This window comes from Gemmobacter nanjingensis (genome assembly GCF_014652195.1).
In the GTDB taxonomy this organism is placed as follows: Bacteria; Pseudomonadota; Alphaproteobacteria; order Rhodobacterales; family Rhodobacteraceae; genus Gemmobacter; species Gemmobacter caeni.
Genome location: NZ_BMYI01000002.1, coordinates 68,401 through 87,728, shown reverse-complemented (window position 1 = coordinate 87,728; position 19,328 = coordinate 68,401). Strand labels below are relative to the sequence as shown.

The window sequence follows — 19,328 nt, the reverse complement described above, 5'->3', positions numbered from 1 at the left end:
GTCAGCCGCAGAGATCGCGGATCACGCGCAGGAAGGCCGTGACACCGGGGGCGATAAGGCTGTCGGGAAAATCGTAGTCCGGCGCGTGCAGGGGCGGATGGGTTTCACCGGAACCGACGAAGGCCATTGCACCACCGAGACGCGCAGCGGAGGACAGGCGGCCAAAATCCTCGGACGCGCGCATCGGGCCGAAGCCATTGACCAACGGGATGCCCGACGCCGTGATGGCGGCGCGGAAGCGCGTGACAGCCTCGGGCGCATTGGTGGAAGCCGCGAAATCATCGTGCCAGTCATGGGTCAGTGACAGCCCGCCCGCACGGGCCTCGGCCCCCGCCAGATGCAGCGCGGCCTCTTTCAGCGCCTGCATGCCGTCGTCGGTCAGCGTTCGCAGCGTCGCCCAGATTTCGGCCCGGCCCGGTGTGATGCCGAAGGCCGGTTCGCCCATCGTGGCATGGGTCACCGTCACCAGCCGGAAGTCGGGGGTCAGCGCGCCGCCCTGCCCCAGCGCGGCAAGGCCGGGGATCAGCCGCGACAGTGCCAGCGCCGGGCTGACGGCCTTGTCCGGCTCCGCCGCATGCGAGGTGCGGCCGTTCAGCACCAGCCGCAGCCCGACCGAGGCGCAATTGGCAGGCCCCGGTTCAACCACGAAGGCGCCCAGCGGCAGGCCTGGCAGATTATGCAGCGCAAAGGCCCAGTCCGGCGCGATCTCGGCAAAGCGCGGATCGGCGAGCACAGCGGCAGCGCCCGAGCCGTTTTCCTCGGCGGGCTGGAACAGCAGCACGACCCGGCCGCGCGCCGGGCGGTCACGGCCCAGCGCGAAGGCCAGCCCCGCGACGATGGCCATATGGCCGTCATGACCGCACAGATGCCCTTTGCCCGGCACAGCCGACACCCAGTCGGGGCGCCCCGTCTCCTCGATCGGCAGGGCATCGAGTTCACACCGGATCAACACGGTCGGCCCGTCTGCGGCCCCCTGAAATTCCAGCGCGACACCATGACCACCCAAACCCGTCAGCACCCGGTCAGGCGCGCTGTCCGCCGTGAAGGCCAGCACGGCACGGGCGGTTTCCGCCTCGTGCCGCGACACTTCGGGCGCGCGGTGCAGCGCGTGGCGAAAGGCCGTCAGCGCAGCAAGGTCGCTCATGCCCCCGCCCGCGCCGCCAGATGCTGCATCGCATGTTCAAGCTCGGTCCAGGCACTGCGCGCCATCGACCGGAACACAAGGATCTCGAACCCGCCCTCGACGCGCATCAGGACCGAGGACATATGTCCCAGCGCCGCCCGTGCTGCACGACCCGGCGGGAAGGCCGCCGCGCGCAGGTCCAGCGGGTAAAGCCGCGCCAGAACATCTGCCGCAGCCGCCCCTTCCAGCCGCAGGCAGGCCCAGCCATCCGACTGATCGGTCAGCGCCGCGCCCTCGCAGGCCAGCGTTCCGTTCAGCAGAAACGCCTGATCCCGCCCCGTCCAGACCAGCCGCAGCGCGCCGTTCTCGGAGAACAGCCCCGGCGCGGGGAAAGCCACACCCAGCGGCTTCAGCGCCTTGTCCACCGCCTTCTGCCCGCCAGGCAGAACGGCGACAGATGTGATGCCCTCGAGCACGACCTCGGACAAGGCCACCCCGCCATGGGTGACCGGCCACAACCCCGCCAGCGGGGATTTCGTAATCAGCCTAGGCACGGAGCTTCACCCCTTCCCTGTCATGGAATACCGGATCGCAGACCTCGCACAGCACATCCAGCCCGCGCAGATGATCGACCAGCCGCACCGTCTCGCCCAGCCGGGCGGGGCCGTTCTTCAGGAAGGCGAGCGCCAGCCACGACCCCAGCGTCGGCGACCAGCAGACCGAGGTGACATAACCCTGATCGCGGGCACGTTCGACCGTATCGCCTGGCACGAACAGATGCGCCCCGGCGGCCAGCGTATCCTGCGGCTGGCGCGGGCGCAGGCCGACCAGCTGTTCGCGCTCTGGCCCGGTCAGCCCCGGACGCTGACTTGCAGCCTTGCCGATGCAATCCTTCTTCGCGCTGACCATGCGGCCCATACCGATGTCAAAGGCGGTGGTCCGGCCGTGGATCTCGGCATGGGTGATGAAGCCCTTCTCGATCCGCAACACGTTCAGCGCCTCCATCCCATAGGCGCCGCCGCCCATGGTTTCCGCCCGCGCCAGCAGGTCGCGGAACAAAGCCTCGCCATAGCGGGCGGGCACCGCGATCTCATACCCTTCCTCGCCCGAGAACGAGATACGGAACAGCCGCCCCGCCACCCCATGCACCGAGACCGGCGCACAACCCATGAAGGGCAGATCCACGGCTTCATCCAGAACCGAGGCCAGAAGCGCCCGCGCCTTTGGCCCGGCGACGGCGAATTGCGCCCAGGTCTCGGTGACCGAGATGAAGCGCAGATCCCAGTCGGCGCAGAAGGCCTGATGCACGAAATCCAGGTGCCGCATCACCAGCCCGGCAGCGGCGGTGGTCGTGGTCATCAGATAATGGTTCTCGTCCAGCCGCGCGGTGGTGCCGTCGTCCAGCACCATACCATCCTCGCGCAACATCAGCCCATAGCGCACCCGCCCGACCGGCAGGGTCGAGAAGGTGTTGCAATAGACCAGATCAAGGAAGCGCGCCGCATCCTTGCCCTGAATGTCGATCTTGCCGAGGGTGGAGACATCGGCCACCCCCACGGCCTCGCGCACCATGCGGACCTCGCGGTCACAGGCCTCGCGCCAGGTGGTTTCGCCCGGCCGGGGGAAATAGCTCGGTCGATACCACAGCCCCGCCTCGATCATCGGCGCGCCGCGCTCGACACTGGCCTGATGCGAGGTCAGGAAGCGCTGCGGCGCAAAGCCCGCGCCGCGCCCGCCCGCGCCCATGGCCGCAATGGAAACAGGGCTGAACGGCGGGCGGAAAGTGGTGGTGCCGGTTTCGGGAATGCCGCGCCCGGTGGCATCGGCCAGCAGCGCCAGCGCCGCCACGTTGGAGCTTTTGCCCTGATCCGGCGCCATGCCCTGCGTGGTATAGCGCTTCATATGCTCGACCGAGGCAAAGTTTTCCTGCGCCGCCAGCTTCACATCCTTGGTCGTCACGTCATTGGCGAAATCGAGCCAGGCCCGCGCCCAGCGCCCGCCAGAGGTCGGCACCGACCAGATCGGCTCGATGGTATAAGGCGCGTCCTCGGCCACCGGCAGGGCGGCGCCGGGGGCCTTCAGGCCCAGCGCCTCCAGAGCCTCGCGCGCGGCGCGCTGACCCGAGGCCAGACCGGCGGCGGTGGACATGATGCCCGTCGCAGCCCCCACCGGCGCCAGCCCCGGCACCGCCCCCGGTGCAGGCACGAAGGCCGCCAGCGCCTCGTTCCAGATCGGCCGGCCGTTCAGATGGCAGGTCAGATGCAGCGTCGGGTTCCAGCCGCCGGAGACGGCCAGACAATCGGTTTCGATCATCGCCTCTCCGCCGCCATGGCGAATGGTGATCTGGCGCAGGCCCCTGCGCCCTTGCGTTCCGGTGACCACCGCGCCGGTATAGACCGGGCAATCCTCCACCGCGCTGGCATGCGGGCGCGGGTCGATGATCGCCGCCACCTGCACGCCTGCCGCCATCAGGTCGCGCGCGGTGCGGCGCGCGTCATCGGTATTGCCGAACACCGTGACCCGCCGCCCCGGTGCCACACCGTAACGATTAAGGTAGCTGCGCACCGCCGAGGCCAGCATGATGCCGGGCCGGTCATTGTTTTCAAACGCAATGGGCCGCTCCAGCGCCCCGGCGGCAAGGATCGCCCGCTTCGCCACGATGCGCCAGAAACATTCGCGCGGCAGATGCGGCCGGGCGGGCAGATGCAGACCCACCCGCTCCAGCGCGCCATAGGTGCCATGGTCATAGGCGCCGGTCACCGTGGTGCGCGGCATCAGCCGGACATTCGGCAGCGCCCGAAGCTCGGCCAGAACCGTGTCAGCCCAGGTCACACCAGGCTGACCATCCAGCACCAGCGTTTCCGACAGCAGCCGCCCGCCCATCCGGGCGTCCTCGTCGGCAAGGATCACATCGGCTCCTGCCCGCCCGGCCTCCAGCGCCGCCATCAGCCCGGCAGGCCCGGCCCCGATGACCAGCAGATCGCAGAAGGCAAAGGCCTTTTCGTATTCCGCCTCGTCATGGCGGCCTGACAGCCGCCCCAGCCCGGCAGCGCGGCGGATCAGCGGCTCGTAAAGCCCTTCCCAGAACCGGCGCGGCCACATGAAGGTTTTGTAGTAGAATCCGGCGCCAAAGAAGGGTGCGGCAAGATCATTCACCGCCAGCAGATCGAACTGCGCCGAGGGGAATCGGTTCTGGCTGCGCGCCTCCAGCCCCGGAAAGATCTCCTGCACGGTGGCACGGACATTGGGCGTCTGCTGCCCCGCCTCCAGCACCTCGACCATGGCATTGGGCTCTTCCGGCCCGGCGGTCAGCACGCCGCGCGGGCGGTGATACTTAAAGCTGCGCCCGACCACCCGCACATCATTGGCCAACAGCGCCGAAGCCAGCGTATCCCCCGCGAAGCCCACATAATCGCGGCCGTCGAAGCGAAAGCTGATCTGGCTGGTGGGATCGACCAGCCCCTTGCCCGCGATCCTCATTTGCGCCCCCTCTTCTGAGCGACTGGCGCCACCAGATCGACAGCAAGCACCGCATGAGTCACGGTATTGCGCGTCACCGCCAGCCACTGCCCGCAGCCCGCCTCGTGATACCAGAGGTCACGCGTCTCGCCTGCCGGGTTGTCGCGGTTGTGCAGGTAATCATCCCATGCGGCGGCAGGCGCCCCTTCCGCCGGGCGGCGCAGATAATCGCCGGCGCCGTAGTAATAGAACTCGCGGCGGTCCCTTTCGCCGCACAGCGGACAGGTCAGGCGCATGGCCGGGGCTCCTTTGGGTTCGATGCGAAAGAAAGGGGCGCTGCCCCTCGGCCTGCGGCCTCACCCCGGGATATTTGAACCAAGGCGAAAAGCCGTTTCATCTTGGTAAAAATATCCCCGCCGGAGGCATCCGACGGCCCAACCAGGTGCGGAGATCTGAGTGACAGAGCCATGGTCAATGCAGGTTATGCTGGCTGCCGGTGCCTTCCTCGTCGAGAAGATGGCCGGTGGCAAAACGATTGAGCGTGAAACGGCGGGCAACCTCGTGCGGGCGGTCGGTGGCCATCAGATGCGCCATGCACCAGCCCGAGGCGGGCACAGCCTTGAAGCCGCCGTAATTCCAGCCGCAGTCGATATAAAGACCGTCAATCCCCGTGCGGTCGATGACGGGCGAGCCGTCAGGCGACATATCCATGATGCCCCCCCAGCTACGGAGCACCTTTGCCCGGCCGATCATCGGCATCAGCGTCATGCCCGCCTCCATCACATGTTCGACCATCGGCAGGTTGCCGCGTGCGGCATAGGAGGCGTAGAAATCCAGATCGCCGCCAAAGACGAGGCCCCCCTTGTCGGACTGGCTGATATAGAAATGCCCCATGCCAAAGCTGATCACATGGTCGATCACGGGCTTCAGCCCCTCGGTCACGAAGGCTTGCAGGATATGGCTTTCGATGGGCAGGCGCAGCCCTGCCATCGCCGCGACCTGGCTCGACCGGCCCGCGACGACAATACCCACCTTCTTCGCCCGGATCGCGCCGCGCGTGGTCTGCACGCCGGTCACGCGGCCGTTTTCCACGTCGATGCCCGTGACCTCGCAATTCTGGATCAGATCGACGCCGCGCTGGTCGGCGCCACGGGCATAGCCCCAGGCCACCGCATCATGCCGCGCCGTGCCGCCGCGACGGTGCAGCAACCCGCCGTAGATCGGGAAGCGGGTCTGTTCGAAATCCAGATAGGGCAGCAGCGCGCGCACGCCGTCCCGGTCAAGGAGTTCCGCATCGTCGCCCTGATTGACCATCGCATTGCCGCGCCGGGCAAAGGCATCCCGCTGACCATCGGAGTGGAACAGGTTGATCAGCCCGCGCTGCGAATGCATGACGTTGTAGTTGAGGTCAGCCTCCAGCCCTTCCCACAGCTTCAGGGAATGGCTGTAGAATTCGGAATTGCCGGGGAGGAAATAGTTGGCGCGCACGATGGTGGTGTTGCGCCCGATGTTGCCGCCGCCGAGGTAGCCCTTTTCCAGCACAGCGATATTGGTCAGGCCGTGGTTCTTCGCGAGGTAATAGGCCGTCGACAGCCCGTGCCCGCCGCCGCCGATGATGATGGCATCGTATTCGGCCTTCGGCGCCGGGTCGCGCCATGCGGGTCTCCAGCCCTTGTTGCCGAAAAGCCCCTCGGTAAAGACCTTGAAGCCGGAATAGCGCATTCTGACCGTCCTTCCCTGCCCGATAGCGGGCCTCGGCCCATCTGAGCCAAGCTTTGGCTGAATATCAACCCCCGGAGCAAAAAGCCTTATCCGTGAGCGACAGGATCATGTCGCCTTCAGCTTTCATGCGGGCCTGCACACAGGGAATGATCGCCCAGGCTTTCCAGAACGTGACAATCCGCCGTACTGCCCGCCCCGCAATCGGCCATGCGCTGCAATTCTGCCCGCAGGGCAGACAGGCTGCGGATGCGCGCCTCAACCTCGGCCAGTTGCTGACGCGCGATGGCATCGGCAGCGGCGCAGGGCGCTTCGGGATGCCCCGCGAGGCGCAACAGGTCGGCGATGGCAGGCAGGCCGAAGCCCAGTTCGCGCGCATGGCGGATAAAGCGCAGCCTCGCCACCGCCGCCGGGTCGTAAAGCCTGCGATTCCCGGCACTGCGCGGCGGTGCGGGCAAAAGGCCCCGATCTTCGTAAAACCGGATGGTGTTGATCTTGATGCCACTTTCGCGGGCCACATCGCCGATGGTCAGGTCAGACATATCGCTTGCTCCTCCAGTGACTGGAGATGTTACGCCTGATTCGATGCAAGAAGGAGAGTGAAATGTCGGCATCCTGTCACAACCATGCGATCACCTTCGACGGCACCAGCCCGGCCTATCGCCGGGCACTGGTGGCGGTGATCGTGTTGAACGCGGGCCTGTTCGGGGTCGAGATCACCGCCGGGGCGCTGGCGGGCAGCCGGGCACTTCAGGCCGATGCGCTGGATTTTCTGGCCGATGCGCTGACCTACGGCGCCAGCCTCGCGGTCATTGGCCGGTCGGTCGCGCTGCGGGCAAGGGTGGCGCAGATCAAGGGGATTTCACTGGCTCTGATGGGTCTTTGGGTCTTTGGCCGCACGCTGGCCGATTTTCTGGCGCCCGGTGTGCCGAAGGCCGAGGTGATGGGCGCGGTAGGTCTTGCAGCGCTGGCGGCGAACCTCGCCTCGGTGCTGATCCTGATGCGCTGGCGCGACGGGGATGCCAATGTCCGGTCGGTCTGGCTGTGTTCGCGCAACGATGCGGTGGGCAATATCGCCGTAATGGGGGCGGCCGGTATGGTGGCGATGACCGGCAGCGGCTGGCCTGACCTGATCGTGGCCACCTTCATGGCGGGGCTGTTCCTGTCGTCAGCAGTGCAGATCCTGCGCCGGGCGGCCAGCGAGCGCGCAGATCACGCCTGCGGCCACAGCCATTAGGGTCCGGCGCGTCGCAGGGTCATCACCGGCTCCACCCGCCCCGCAGGTTGCCGGGGCGCGGCGGGCTGGACCGGGGCCTCGGGCGCGCGGGTCGCGGTCAGTGCCGGGGCGGCAGGCTGCGCCGCTGTGGCGGGCGCTGTGCTGTCCCGGTGCCGCGCCTGCCGTTCGGCGGCATCGGCGATGCGGTGCAGCAGGCGGTTGTTCTCGATCTGAAGGGCCAGCATGCCGAACAGCGTAATGACCAGCGCCAGCCCCCCTGCCGCCAGCAGCGCCGCAGAGACACCATTGCCGGTGGCGAGATAGTAAAGCCCTGCCCCGCCCAGGGTGCCAAAGACGAAGGCCAGCGCAATCACGCTGAACAGGGTACGGAGGGCTTGCGCAAAGCTGCGGGACATGGGCGGTTCCGGTTACTGGGTCGGCTCGTCCGGGGGCTAATGCGCCCCGGACGGTCCTGTCAAGCAAACTGCCCGTGAGGCCCGGCAGTCAAAGCCCCTTCGACCTGTAGGTCTTGGCCACGCGATCGATCGCCACGATATACGCCGCAACCCGCAGATCCTCGACATCGTTCCGGCTGTGCCAGACCTCGCGCATCGACTGATAGGCGGTGCGCATCGTGTCATCGAGGCCCGAGCGCACCAGCGCCAGCTCGTCCGAGCCGGTGAGGAAGCGCTCCTTGAAGTCATCTGCCAGCGTCCAGCCCAGCCCCTTGTCAGAGGACAGCCGCTCCAGCTCCTCGACCAGCAGGCGCGACCGCGCCTCCTCGGCGCGGCGCTGCATCCGGCCAAAGCGGATGTGGCTGAGGTTCTTCACCCATTCGAAATAGCTCACCGTCACCCCGCCCGCATTGGCATACATGTCGGGGATGATCACCTTGCCCTTCTTGCGGAGAATCTCATCGGCGCCATAGGTGATGGGGCCGTTCGCCGCCTCGGCGATCAGCGGCGCACGGATGCGGTCGGCATTGCCGAGGTTGATCACGCCTTCCATGGCCGCCGGGATCAGGATGTCACATTCCGCTTCCAGCACCGTCGCGCCCTCGGCCACATAATCGGCGCCGGGGAAGCCCTTCACCCCGCCATGGACCGCGATCCATTGCTTGATCTCTTCGACCGGCAGGCCCGTATCGGAGACCAGCGCCCCGTCGCGTTCGATGATGCCGGTGATTTTCGCGCCATCCTCTTCCGACAGGAATTTCGCGGCGTGATAGCCCACATTGCCAAGGCCCTGCACGATGATACGCTTGCCGTCCAGATCGCCGCTCAGGCCGGCCTGTGCCTTGTCTTCCTTGTGACGGAAGAATTCGCGAAGGGCGTATTGCACCCCACGGCCCGTCGCCTCGACCCGGCCCTGAATACCGCCCGCATGCGGCGGCTTTCCGGTGACGCAGGCCTTGGCATTGATGTCGGTCGTGTTCATCCGCGCATACTGGTCCGCGATCCATGCCATTTCGCGCTCGCCCGTGCCCATGTCGGGGGCCGGCACGTTCTGCGCCGGATGGATCAGGTCGCGCTTGATCAGCTCATAGGCAAAGCGGCGGGTGATCAGCTCCAGCTCGTGCTCCTCCCAGGCGCGGGGGTCGATGCAAAGCCCGCCTTTCGAGCCGCCGAACGGCGTTTCCACCAGCGCGCATTTGTAGGTCATCAGCGCCGCCAGCGCCTCCACCTCGTCCTGGTTCACATTGGTCGCATAGCGGATACCGCCCTTCACCGGCTCCATATGTTCGGAATGCACCGAACGGTAGCCTGTGAAAGTCTCGATCTTGCCCCGCAACCGTACCCCGAACCGCACCGTGTAGGTGGAGTTGCACACCCGGATCTTCTGTTCCAGCCCCGGACTCAGGTCCATCAGCCGGACCGCCCGCTCGAACATCAGATCGACGGATGCCCGGAAACTCGGCTCGTTCTGCACTGCCATGTAACGTCCTCCACGTTATGACCACCGCCCGCCATGGCCCGGCGGACAGTGCCCTTGGCTCACGCTAGGACGCAATGCTGAAAAATTCATCACCAAATTTGCAACGTTTCCGTGTCCATCAGGCCGAAGCGGAGGTGATTCGTGGCCATTTCGGCGGTTCAGCGCAAATGTGGCAAGAAGTTGACCGCTGCGCGACAATCCGCCACCGCCCGCATCCGCCGTTTCCGGCCCTGTCGAATTCTCTTCACATATCGGGACAAGTCACCGTTATCAGGCCATAATTTCGCCCGATGTCTGAATGTAAATGAACACTTGAGAAGGTCTGTGCCGCAAGCTGCGGCCGGATCGGAATACGAGTGAGCACAGTCCATCGAGGGGTCGGCGACATGGGCAAGGACAGAATACGGATTGCGGCGCGGATCACGGCGGCCCTCCGGGGATTCCGCCGGAGCGAGGATGGCAGCCTGCTGCCCTTCGGCATGATGCTGCTTCTGCTGATGCTGATGGTCGGCGGCCTCGCCATCGACGTGATGCGTCACGAACAGAAGCGTGTGACCTTGCAACAGACGCTGGACCGCAGCGTCCTGGCCGCCGCCGGGTTGAACCAGAGCCTTGATCCCGAAACCGTGGTGCGTGACTATTTCGACAAGGTCGACCTGTCGCAATATCTGAAATCAGTCACGGTGGAGAGCGGTTTCAACTTCCGCAGCGTGACGGCGGATGCCGAGGCCGACACCCATCCGATGTTCATGCAGATGATGGGCGTCAACAGTTTCGACGTGGCCGCAGACAGCGGCGCCGAACAGCGGATCAACAACGTCGAGGTGTCGTTGGTGCTGGATATTTCCGGCTCAATGAGCGGGACACGCATCAACGCCCTGCGCCCTGCCGCGCGCAGCTTCATCGACACCGTCTTTGCCAATTCCGAAGCCGGGCGGACGACCGTTTCGATCATTCCGTACAACGCGCAGGTCAATCTGGGCCCCGATCTGATGGCACAATTCAACGTGCCCAAGCTGCACGACTATTCCTATTGCGTGGAACTGCCGGATGACGTGTTCGGCACCACCACGCTGTCACGCACCCGCAGCTTGGTGCAGAACGGCCATTTCGACCCGTTCAACGGCACGAGCTCCACAGCGCAGGATTACAACTGCCCACCCGAAACCGGAAACCGGATTGTCATGCTCAGCGACAACACGACAACGCTGAAGGATGCGATCACCAACCTTCAGGTGGGCGGCAATACCTCGATCGACCTTGGGGTGAAGTGGGGCGCTTTGCTGCTTGACCCCGCCACACAAGCCGTCACCCAGGGCATGATTGCCCGGGGCAAGGTGGCTGCCCAATATGCGAACCGGCCCCTGGACATCGTCAGCGGCAATACGATCAAGGTTCTGGTCGTGATGACGGATGGCGAGAACACCACCGAATACAAGCTGACCAGCAACTACCGCTCCGGCCTGTCGAACATCTATCGCCGCAACAGCAATGGCCGCGCGTCGATGTATTACAACCGCAGTGGCTCCAACGATTATTACTGGGTCAGTGATGGGTCGTGGCATTCCTCGCCCGAGGGCGGCACCAGCGGGGCGACCCAGCTCACCTGGCCTGAGGTGTTTCGCTACTGGTCTGTCCAGTATGTCGCCTATCAGCTGATGGCGCGGCCGCTGGGGGGGAACTATTCGACCTATTATTACGACATGGTCGACTACGTCAGCAGCACCAAGAACTCCCGCCTGCAACAGGTCTGCACCGCAGCCAAGAATTCGGGCATCATCATCTATGGCATCGCCTTCGAGGCGCCCTCGAACGGCCGCGCCCAGATTCAGGCCTGCGCGACCTCGGATGCGCATTACTTTGCGGCGACGAACCTCGATATCGCCTCGGTGTTCCATTCCATCGCCTCGCAGCTCAGCTATCTGAGGCTGACCCAATGACACTCCGGTTGCCAGACTGTCTGCGCAGGCTCTGGCCGCGTTTCCGGCGCGAGGACGGATCGGCCACAGTCGAGTTCGTGCTGATCTTCCCGCTGTTCATGACGGTGTTCATGGCCTCCTTCGAGACCGGGCTGCTGATGGTGCGGCAGACCATGCTGGAACGCGCGCTGGATATCGTGGTGCGGGAACTGAGGCTGGGTCAGTTTCCAAATCCCACGCATGACAGCATCCGCGATGCGATCTGCGACGCGGCGGTCGTTCTGCCCGAATGCAGGCAATCAATGAAAGTCAGCCTTGACCGGGTGGACATGACGACCTGGGCGCTGCCGACGGACCGCGTGGTCTGCCGCGACCGCGCCTCCAACATTGATCCGGTCACGCGGCTGGACCCCGCGGCACTGGCGCCGCGCGAATTCATGCTGGTGCGCGTCTGCGTCCGGGCCGATGCGATTTTCCCGTCCACCGGCATTGCGGCCAATCTCGAAAAAGACGGCAAGGGCGGGTACCGCCTGGTCGCGGCCTCGGGCTTTGTGAACGAACCGTAAGGATACGAGTAGATGTGGGGCAGCAGAACATGACAGGCAATCCGGGGCTTCTGGGACGGTTGTGCCACCGCCTGCGCCGTTTTGGCCGCGAAGAGGATGGCACTGCCCTGCTGGTCGAAGGCATGTTGCTGATGCCCATGCTGATCTGGGCCGCCTTCGGGCTGTACGTCTACTGGGACGCGTTCCGCACCATCAACCAGGTGCAGAAAGCCACCTATACCGCCTCGGACGCGCTGAGCCGGATGGAGCGCAATGCCTCGTTCACCTATGTGAACGGGCTGAGCAACGCCATGACCTACCTCATCCAGAACGACTTCGCGCCGGTGATGCGCTATTCGTCGGTGATCTGGGTCGCGGCGCGCAACAGATACGAGGTGCAATGGTCCTGTTCGATGAACCGCTCCAAGATGCCGCCATGGACCACCACCACCCTGCAAACCGTGGCCACCAAACTGCCGATCAGCGACAATGCGCAAACGCTGATCCTGGTGGAAAGCAGCACCAATTTCCGTCCGGCGCTGAACATCGGGCTGAATGATTTCGTCATCCGGCAGTTCGTGGCGACAAAACCGCGGTTCGTCACGCAGGTCGGCTTCAACGATGTCGGCAACTGCAACTGAGCCGCGGGGTCAGTCCAGCCGGAACAGCTTGTCCCGCGCGGTCGCCCCGCGCACCAGCGTCAGACGCGACTTGGCAACACCCAGCGCTGCGGCCAGCAATTCTGTCACGGCGGCATTGGCCCGCCCGTCCTCCGGCACCGCGGTCACCTGACAGCGCAACTGCCCGTCGTCTTCGGTCAGCGCGTTGCGGCTGGCACGGGGGGTAACCCGCAGGGCAAATTCTGCCCCCGGCAAGGCCCGCGCCGCCAGATCAGGGACAGACCGGCGCGCCATCAGCCCCGCAATCCGGTTTTCTCCAGCAGACCCATGCGCTTGGCTTCGTAGTAGTAGCCCCGCGAATACCAGCCGACCGCCCGGTCATGATTGCCGCGCGACACGAGCCAGGCGCCACGCAGATATTTCACCCCGTATTTCAGGTTGGTATCGGCATCCAGCAATTCCTGTGCCGATCCCCGGTGCCCCATCGTGCGGGCGGTCTGCGGCAAAATCTGCATCAGCCCGTAGTACGGCCCGTTGCGTGCCCCCGGATTGTAGTTGCTTTCCCGCTTCACCACCCGGTGCACAAGGCTTTCCGGCACGTCATAGACGCGGGAGTAATGGGAAATCAGGTGATTGATCTCTGCCGGTCCCTGCGCGGTATCGGGGCGCCGGGCTTCGCGCCTGCGGCCGCCCCCACACCCCGCGACAAGCGTGGCAAGCGTCAGGGCTACAAGGGAACGGCGGGTCAACTGGCTCATGGCAAACTCCTGGCGGCAGGCTAAGCCCCGTTTAGCGGTTCCCTTGGCGCCGATAAAGGGGGCTTGCAGCGGCCCTGCGCCCTTCCGCCCGGCCCGGCCCGCGCCTATGTTGGCCGCGATGACGAGCTTAAGGACCGACAGATGACCCCGAACCCCGCCGCGCTGGATTTCCTGCTGACCCGCCGCTCGCGCCCGGCCAAGACGCTGACGCTGCCGGTGCCGACGCCCGAGGAGCTGGCGCCGCTGCTGACCGCCGCGCTGCGCGTCCCCGATCACGGCAAGCTGGAACCCTGGCGCCTTCTGGTGCTCACGCGCCCCGCCATGGCCCGGCTGGCCGACATGGCCGAGGCACGGGCCCGTGAAACCGGCGGCAACGAGGAACGCATCGCCAAGGGGCGCGGCCAGTTCGATCAGGGCAATCTGGCTGTCGTGGTGATCTCCAGCCCCAAGGCGCAGGACAAGGTGCCCGAGGCGGAGCAGATCCTGTCGGCAGGCTGTGTCTGTCTGGGCCTTGTGAATGCCGCGCTGGCGGCGGGCTGGGGCGCAAGCTGGCTGACAGGCTGGGTGAGCCATGACCGTGGCTTCGCCGAACCGGCCTTCGGCCTTGCCCCGCAGGAAAGCGTGGCGGGGATCGTGCATATCGGCACCGAAACCTCGGCACCGCCCGAACGCCCGCGCCCGGATGTGGCCGCCCTGACCCGCTGGGTCGTGGAATGATCTTTTCGGATTTCACCCGCGCTCTGGGCCAGATCGGCGACCCGCGCTTTCGCCGCGTCCTGCTGCTGGGCGTTGGCCTCGCGCTGGCGCTGCTGGTCGGGGTCTACGCCGGGATGCTGTTCCTGATCGAATGGCTCGCCCCCGCCTCGGTCGATATCCCGCTGGTCGGGCCGGTGGGCGGGCTGGATACGCTGCTGTCCATCGGCTCGGCCCTTCTGATGGTCGGGTTGTCGATCTTCCTCATGGTGCCGGTGGCCGCCCTGTTCTCCGGCCTGTTTCTGGAGGATGTGGCACAGGCAGTCGAAGACCGGCATTATCCGACCCTACCCCCGGTGCCCCGACTGAAACTGTCGGACAGCCTGATCGACGCTGTGAATTTTTTCGGCTTGCTGGTGATGGCCAATGTGCTGGCACTGCTGCTTTATCCCTTCGCCGGGCCATTGGTGCCGGTTGTCTTTTGGGCAGTGAACGGGTTTCTGCTGGGGCGCGAGTATTTCACGCTGGTCGCCATGCGTCGTCTGGGGCGCAAGGGGGCCAAGGCGCTGCGGGCGCGTCACAACGGGGCGATCTGGCTCGCGGGCACGCTGATGGCCGCGCCGCTGTCGTTTCCGCTGGTGAACCTCTTCATTCCGGTTCTGGGCGTCGCGACCTTCACCCATATGTTTCACCGCCTGAACAGCGCGCGCTGACACCAGCAGCGGACGTACCCTCAGGGGCAGACCGCCGAAGAAAGAAGGCGGGCCGATCCGGGCCCGCCTTTCCTATTTCTGCTCCTGCTGTTCCAGCGCAGAGGGCGGCGGCATATGCCCCATCACGTCGATGTCGCGGATGCTGACCAGACCGCTGGTGATGAACCAGACCAGCCCGGCCCAGATCACCACCGTGATCATGGTGGTGATCTTCGCCTTGCGGCCGACCATGTGATCGGCCGGAGCCGATTTCGGCGTGCCGGGCACCACCTCCCCCGCCTCGGCCTGCGAGCGGAAGCGCACCGGCAGCACCACAAAGAACACCATGAACCAGGTGACGGCGAAAAGGATGAGGGCGGCGGTGATCGTCATGGCTCAGACCTGTTCCAGTTCCACGAGGCAGCCGTTGAAATCCTTCGGATGCAGGAACAGCACGGGCTTGCCATGCGCGCCGATCTTCGGCTCCCCCGTGCCCAGCACCCGCGCACCGGCGGCCTTCAGCTGATCGCGTGCGGCAAGGATGTCTTCCACCTCATAGCAGATGTGATGGATCCCCCCGGCGGGGTTCTTTTCCAGAAAGCCCGCAATGGGGGAGTTCTCGCCCAGCGGATACAGCAGCTCGATCTTGGTGTTCGGCAAGTCGATGAACACAACGGTCACGCCATGATCAGGCTCGTCCTGCGGCGCGCGGACACTGGCGCCCAGCGTGTCGCGGTATTGCGCGGTGGCAGCCTCCAGATCCGGCACTGCAATCGCCACATGGTTCAGTCGTCCGATCATCCTCGCGCTCTCCTCTGCCTGACGCCGGTGCGGTTCGGGGCGCGGCGGGCCATGCCGCGCGGAACCCGGCCCGCTTATCCCGTGACCGGCGTCCGCACGCAAGAGCGGCTTTGCCGCAGCGCGTCAACGGTCGTGCATTCCCTTGCCCGCCCGGATATGCGGCGCCCATTTTTCAAGCCGCGCGCGCCGGGTTGCCGCCTGCTTCGCCTGGGTGAAATGCAGCAGGTAGCCGCGCCGCCGCCCCGGTGTCAGTGCATCGAAGGCAGCCGCCAGATCCGGGTCTTCGGCGAAGGCTTCGCCGATCTCTTCGGGCAGGTCCAACTCGCCCGGCGCCGGGATCACCTTCTGCCCGCTCTGTTCCAGATGCAGCGCCTGCGCCAGAAAACCGCGCAAGGCAGGGCTGGCGGGCGCCACCTCTGCGCTTGCGGTAAAGCGCATCATCCGCACGAAGCGCGAGTTTGGCCCCGGCGGCTCCAGAAGCCTGTCGGGGTCATCCAGCAACACGCCCTTGAAGAACGACAGGCCAAAGCTCTCCTTCATGCGCCAGGGCATCGCCACATTGCCGCCCTGCCAGTCATAGCAGGGACCGCGCCATTTGAGGTTTTCGGCCAGAGGCGTTTCGCGCAACAGCGCGCGCAGGGCCAGAAGCCCCTCCTGCCAGCGGCTTTCAGTGCCGTACCATGCTTCGATGCGCGGATCTTCGGTCATTGGGCCATCCTGCCCGCCGCAGCGGCGCCTGTCCACCGTTCACCGGAGATTAGGGAATCTTTGCTTGGCTGGACACAGGACAACCCGCGAGGCCCCCATGCCAGACCCTCTGCACCTGCCCGATGCCAATGCCTGCCGCGCCGCACCGCTGCGCGGGTTGACGATCCTGCTGGTCGAGGACAGCCGCTTTGCCTGCGATGCGCTCCGGCTGATCTGCCAGCGCACCGGGGCACGGATGCGGCGCGCGGGAACGCTGGCCGCCGCGCGGGCGCATCTGCGGCTCTATCGTCCCGATGTCGTTCTGGTGGATCTTGGGCTGCCCGACGGGCGGGGCGAAGCGCTGATCCAAGAATTGTGTCTGGGAAGTTTCGGGCGGGCACGCCCGGCAATCCTTGGTCTCAGCGGTGATCCGGCCGGGCGCGCCGCGGCGCTGGCCTCCGGGGCCGATGGCTTCGTCGAGAAACCCGTTCCAGGCCTGTCCGCCTTTGTCGCCATCATCCTGCGGACCACCGGCGCCCCGGCAGCCACCGCCTGCGAATCTGGCATGACGCTGCCTGCCGACCCGCTGGCGCTGCGGAACGATCTGGCCCACGCGGCTGAAATGCTGGACGTGCAGCCAGAAACCGGCAGCTATGTCGCCGGGTTTGTCGAAGGCATCGCCCGCTGCGCCGATGATCCGGTTCTGGCGGATGTGGCGGCGCGGGCACGGCCTGCCGGGGCAGATACCGCGCCACTGGTCAGGCTGCTGGCGTCACGGCTGGCCCGGCCGGTCACCGGACTGATCGTTCCCCCCATGTCGGGGGCCGGGCCGCCGCCTCATCCGGGGACGCATTCAGAATAGACCGGGGTTTCTTCCGCCCCGAACAGCATCATGGCCTGATCACCCTTGCTCCACCAGACAAAGGACTGGGCTGCATCCCGGCTTTCGTAGCGCGCGCCGGACGCCGATTGCGCGATGGCAAAGCCGATCTGCCGCCCCTCGAAGGTGACAACGGCAAAGCTGTCGGTCCCGGTATTGATATACGTCGCGCTGACCCGCGCCCCGTGATCGCAAAGGTAGGGGACGGTCGTCACATCCTCCGCGGCAAGCACGGGGGCCGACAGAAGGCAGAGACCGGCAGAAAGCAGGGTCATTCGCGGATGCATGCAGTTTCCTTTTCGCAAACGGGCCGGTCACAGCGCAGGGTCGCGCGCGGGCCGGGTCAGTCGGGTCAGATCCGAAAGCTTTTCATTCTGCTGCCCGCCCGCACCGAAATTCGCAGGCGCGAGCCAGGCTACGAAGGCCTCGCGCAGCGCCGGCCATTCGCTGTCGATCACGGAGAACCACGCGGTATCGCGATTATGCCCCTTCACGATCATATGCTGCCGGAACACCCCCTCGTAGCTGAACCCCAGCCGTTGCGCCGCGCGGCGCGAGGGCATGTTCAGCGCATTGCACTTCCATTCATAGCGCCGGTATCCGGCCGCGAAGGCCCATTGCATCATCAGGAACATCGCCTCGGTCACAGCGCGGGTTTTCTGCATTTCCGGTGCGATGCAGATATGGCCGACCTCGATCACACCATGCGTCCGGTCGATGCGCAGGAAAGAGGCCACACCGCCGCAATGCCCCGTCGCCCGGTCCCGCAGCGCCAGAAACACCGGGTCCTGGCTCGTCTCGTGATCCTTGACCCAGCGGTGATATGCTGCCGCGCCGGGAAACGGGCCATAGCCCAGATAATCCCACAGCCGGTCATCCTTGGCGAAGGCGCGGTACAGATCGCCTGCATGGGCCTCTGCCTCCAGCGGCTCCAGCCGGACATAGCGCCCCTCCAACACCGTGCCCGCCGGATGCGCGGGTGCCGTAAACCCTTGTATCTTCTGACCGAGATCAACCATGCCCACCTCCACCTCGGGTTTGAGCCTAGGCGGGCGCTGCGGTAAAGGCAACGGCCTGCTCAGCGCAGGAAACCGGGATCATCGCCCATGTCGAGACCGGGAAAAACCGCCTGTTCCAGCACCCGGCGGTCCAGCCCGTATAGCCCGCGCATGGCCCAGGCCGCCCAGCCGCGCACATCGCTGGTGGGCATGAGGTCGCGCCGTTCATACAGGGCTTCCTCGGCCAGGCCCGGCCAGCGGCCGTAGATGCGGCCACCTTTCAGTGCGCCGCCCGCCATCAGCATGGCGCCCCCGGTGCCGTGATCTGTGCCCGCACTGCCGTTTTCCGCCACCGTGCGACCAAACTCGGTCATCGCAAGCAGCATGGTGCGATCCCAGGCCGAACCCATCTGTTCACGCAGGACAAGGATCAGCCGCTCCAGCCCGCGCAACTGCTGCGGCAGCGCGCCTTCCTGACGGCGATGCGTATCCCAGCCCGACAGCGAGAAAGCGGCAATCCGCGTGTCACCTTTCAGTCGGTCCGCCGCGAAACCGGCCAGCCTGTCGGTATCTGCGAATTTGCCGCCCCCCTCCATCGAGGCGGGCGCGGCCCCGCCTGCAAGTTCGGCAGCCAGATCCATCGCCTCGCCGCCCGCGTCACGGAACAGCGCATCATCATGATAGACCTGTTCCAGCAGCAACCGGCTTTGCGCGCTGAGGCTCAGGGTCACTTCGGGCGTCCAGCTGCGGATTGCTGCCGCACCGGCCAGAAGGGGTTGCGCCTCGCGCCCGACCGCATAGGCTGTCTCCGATGCGATTCCCGGCACCGCCTGCAACATCCGGTTCAGCCAGCCATCGCGCACTTCGGGAACCGGCACATCCAGCCCGGTTCCGGCTTCAAGAATGTCCTGCCCATCGAAATGGCTGCGCTTGTCGCGATAGGGCGTCGACGTGGCATGAACAAATGCCAGCTCACCCGACGTCCACAGCGGCATCAGCCCGGCCATTGCCGGATGCAGCCCGAACAGGCCGTCCAGCGGCAGCACGCCCGCGCCGGTGCCCAGCTTCGGCCGCATCCGCGCAAACAGCGGGTCGCCAATGGGCTGCACCGCGTCCAGACCATCCATCGCCCCCCGCAGGATCACGACGATCAGCCGATTCTCCCCCAGTTGTGCCGCGCCTTGTGCGAAGGTCACGGTGGTCAGCCAGGGATGGGCCGCCGCCGAACAGGCCGCCGCCAGACCGCCTCGCAGGAAAAGCCTCCGGGTGACATCTTGCATCGC

The 19,328-nt window shown here is 65.8% G+C and carries 23 protein-coding genes; 7 read left to right on the top strand and 16 right to left on the bottom strand.

All coding sequences use genetic code 11. The features are described 5' to 3' along the window. Window position 1: 1 nt before the first annotated feature. The 6 genes from IE126_RS05455 to IE126_RS05430 all read right to left on the bottom strand — a co-directional run bounded on the left by IE126_RS05455 (window position 2) and on the right by IE126_RS05430 (window position 6,843). Window positions 2-1,144: an amidohydrolase gene (locus IE126_RS05455; RefSeq protein ID WP_189380402.1), complete on the bottom strand. Its 1,143-nt coding sequence runs from the start codon at window positions 1,142-1,144 to the stop codon at window positions 2-4. Then, complete coding sequence (locus tag IE126_RS05450; RefSeq protein ID WP_189380401.1) at window positions 1,141-1,677, bottom strand: sarcosine oxidase subunit gamma; 537 nt, start codon at window positions 1,675-1,677, stop codon at window positions 1,141-1,143. Before IE126_RS05450 ends, IE126_RS05455 begins: the two co-directional genes overlap by 4 nt. Then, window positions 1,670-4,603 carry a sarcosine oxidase subunit alpha family protein gene (locus IE126_RS05445; protein WP_189380400.1) on the bottom strand — a complete coding sequence of 978 codons (2,934 nt, stop codon included), beginning with the start codon at window positions 4,601-4,603 and terminating at the stop codon, window positions 1,670-1,672. Before IE126_RS05445 ends, IE126_RS05450 begins: the two co-directional genes overlap by 8 nt. Beyond that, on the bottom strand, window positions 4,600-4,878 hold the full coding sequence (locus IE126_RS05440; protein WP_189380399.1) for a sarcosine oxidase subunit delta: 279 nt from the start codon (window positions 4,876-4,878) through the stop codon (window positions 4,600-4,602). The genes IE126_RS05445 and IE126_RS05440 overlap by 4 nt, the downstream gene beginning before the upstream one ends. Before the next feature lie 175 nt (window positions 4,879-5,053). After that, a complete protein-coding gene (locus IE126_RS05435) occupies window positions 5,054-6,304 on the bottom strand; it encodes a sarcosine oxidase subunit beta family protein (RefSeq protein ID WP_189380398.1) in 1,251 nt (416 codons plus the stop codon). Window positions 6,305-6,420: 116 nt separating this feature from the next. Beyond that, a complete protein-coding gene (locus IE126_RS05430) occupies window positions 6,421-6,843 on the bottom strand; it encodes a MerR family transcriptional regulator (protein WP_054301084.1) in 423 nt (140 codons plus the stop codon). Between the two features lie 62 nt (window positions 6,844-6,905). Between IE126_RS05430 and IE126_RS05425 the strand changes: the two genes are divergently transcribed. Further along, window positions 6,906-7,538, top strand: a complete 633-nt coding sequence (locus IE126_RS05425; protein ID WP_054301083.1) for a cation transporter — start codon at window positions 6,906-6,908, stop codon at window positions 7,536-7,538. Here IE126_RS05425 and IE126_RS05420 read toward each other — a convergent pair. Both IE126_RS05420 and IE126_RS05415 read right to left on the bottom strand, forming a co-directional pair. Then, window positions 7,535-7,933: a hypothetical protein gene (locus tag IE126_RS05420; RefSeq protein ID WP_189380397.1), complete on the bottom strand. Its 399-nt coding sequence runs from the start codon at window positions 7,931-7,933 to the stop codon at window positions 7,535-7,537. The two genes, IE126_RS05425 and IE126_RS05420, sit on opposite strands and share 4 nt — an antisense overlap. A gap of 88 nt (window positions 7,934-8,021) precedes the next feature. Then, on the bottom strand, window positions 8,022-9,452 hold the full coding sequence (locus IE126_RS05415) for a Glu/Leu/Phe/Val family dehydrogenase (protein WP_189380396.1): 1,431 nt from the start codon (window positions 9,450-9,452) through the stop codon (window positions 8,022-8,024). A gap of 386 nt (window positions 9,453-9,838) precedes the next feature. On the opposite strand from IE126_RS05415, the gene IE126_RS05410 reads away from it, so the two are divergent. From IE126_RS05410 to IE126_RS05400, 3 genes are read left to right on the top strand one after another with little or no spacing between them, the layout of a single operon-like run. Beyond that, a complete protein-coding gene (locus tag IE126_RS05410) occupies window positions 9,839-11,392 on the top strand; it encodes a pilus assembly protein TadG-related protein (protein WP_108127276.1) in 1,554 nt (517 codons plus the stop codon). After that, window positions 11,389-11,937, top strand: coding sequence for a TadE/TadG family type IV pilus assembly protein (locus IE126_RS05405; RefSeq protein ID WP_054301168.1), 549 nt, complete (start codon window positions 11,389-11,391; stop codon window positions 11,935-11,937). The genes IE126_RS05410 and IE126_RS05405 overlap by 4 nt, the downstream gene beginning before the upstream one ends. Window positions 11,938-11,966: 29 nt before the next feature. Then, complete coding sequence (locus IE126_RS05400; protein ID WP_054301167.1) at window positions 11,967-12,557, top strand: TadE/TadG family type IV pilus assembly protein; 591 nt, start codon at window positions 11,967-11,969, stop codon at window positions 12,555-12,557. Between the two features lie 9 nt (window positions 12,558-12,566). On the opposite strand, the gene IE126_RS05395 is transcribed toward IE126_RS05400, so the two are convergent. Both IE126_RS05395 and IE126_RS05390 read right to left on the bottom strand, forming a co-directional pair. Further along, a complete protein-coding gene (locus tag IE126_RS05395) occupies window positions 12,567-12,830 on the bottom strand; it encodes a DUF167 domain-containing protein (protein ID WP_189380395.1) in 264 nt (87 codons plus the stop codon). Then, a complete protein-coding gene (locus IE126_RS05390; protein WP_054301165.1) occupies window positions 12,830-13,294 on the bottom strand; it encodes a lytic transglycosylase domain-containing protein in 465 nt (154 codons plus the stop codon). The genes IE126_RS05395 and IE126_RS05390 overlap by 1 nt, the downstream gene beginning before the upstream one ends. A 141-nt stretch (window positions 13,295-13,435) precedes the next feature. On the opposite strand from IE126_RS05390, the gene IE126_RS05385 reads away from it, so the two are divergent. Both IE126_RS05385 and IE126_RS05380 read left to right on the top strand, forming a co-directional pair. Further along, the gene (locus IE126_RS05385) at window positions 13,436-14,011 is read left to right on the top strand and encodes a nitroreductase family protein (RefSeq protein ID WP_054301164.1); all 576 of its coding nucleotides are present in this window, start codon (window positions 13,436-13,438) and stop codon (window positions 14,009-14,011) included. After that, entirely contained in the window at window positions 14,011-14,700 is a 690-nt protein-coding gene (locus IE126_RS05380; protein ID WP_161805977.1) for an EI24 domain-containing protein, read from the top strand. The genes IE126_RS05385 and IE126_RS05380 overlap by 1 nt, the downstream gene beginning before the upstream one ends. A 72-nt stretch (window positions 14,701-14,772) precedes the next feature. On the opposite strand, the gene IE126_RS05375 is transcribed toward IE126_RS05380, so the two are convergent. The 3 genes from IE126_RS05375 to IE126_RS05365 form a co-directional block, all read right to left on the bottom strand. Then, window positions 14,773-15,072, bottom strand: a complete 300-nt coding sequence (locus IE126_RS05375; RefSeq protein WP_054301162.1) for a DUF1467 family protein — start codon at window positions 15,070-15,072, stop codon at window positions 14,773-14,775. A 3-nt stretch (window positions 15,073-15,075) separates the two neighbouring features. Next, entirely contained in the window at window positions 15,076-15,480 is a 405-nt protein-coding gene (mce, locus tag IE126_RS05370; protein WP_054301161.1) for a methylmalonyl-CoA epimerase, read from the bottom strand. A gap of 123 nt (window positions 15,481-15,603) precedes the next feature. Continuing rightward, window positions 15,604-16,188 (bottom strand): YdeI/OmpD-associated family protein, encoded by a 585-nt coding sequence (locus IE126_RS05365; protein ID WP_189380394.1) that lies wholly within the window; start codon window positions 16,186-16,188, stop codon window positions 15,604-15,606. A gap of 97 nt (window positions 16,189-16,285) precedes the next feature. Here IE126_RS05365 and IE126_RS05360 point away from each other — a divergent pair, with 97 nt between their 5' ends. After that, the gene (locus tag IE126_RS05360) at window positions 16,286-17,029 is read left to right on the top strand and encodes a response regulator (protein WP_189380393.1); all 744 of its coding nucleotides are present in this window, start codon (window positions 16,286-16,288) and stop codon (window positions 17,027-17,029) included. Here the strand turns inward: IE126_RS05360 and IE126_RS05355 are convergent. The 3 genes from IE126_RS05355 to IE126_RS05345 are packed head-to-tail and all read right to left on the bottom strand — an operon-like array spanning window position 17,005 to window position 19,325. After that, on the bottom strand, window positions 17,005-17,322 hold the full coding sequence (locus IE126_RS05355; RefSeq protein ID WP_189380392.1) for an MliC family protein: 318 nt from the start codon (window positions 17,320-17,322) through the stop codon (window positions 17,005-17,007). The two genes, IE126_RS05360 and IE126_RS05355, sit on opposite strands and share 25 nt — an antisense overlap. Window positions 17,323-17,361: 39 nt before the next feature. Then, window positions 17,362-18,066 carry a GNAT family N-acetyltransferase gene (locus tag IE126_RS05350; protein ID WP_189380391.1) on the bottom strand — a complete coding sequence of 235 codons (705 nt, stop codon included), beginning with the start codon at window positions 18,064-18,066 and terminating at the stop codon, window positions 17,362-17,364. 59 nt (window positions 18,067-18,125) lie between these two features. After that, the gene (locus IE126_RS05345; protein ID WP_189380390.1) at window positions 18,126-19,325 is read right to left on the bottom strand and encodes a DUF1501 domain-containing protein; all 1,200 of its coding nucleotides are present in this window, start codon (window positions 19,323-19,325) and stop codon (window positions 18,126-18,128) included. Window positions 19,326-19,328: the final 3 nt, after the last annotated feature.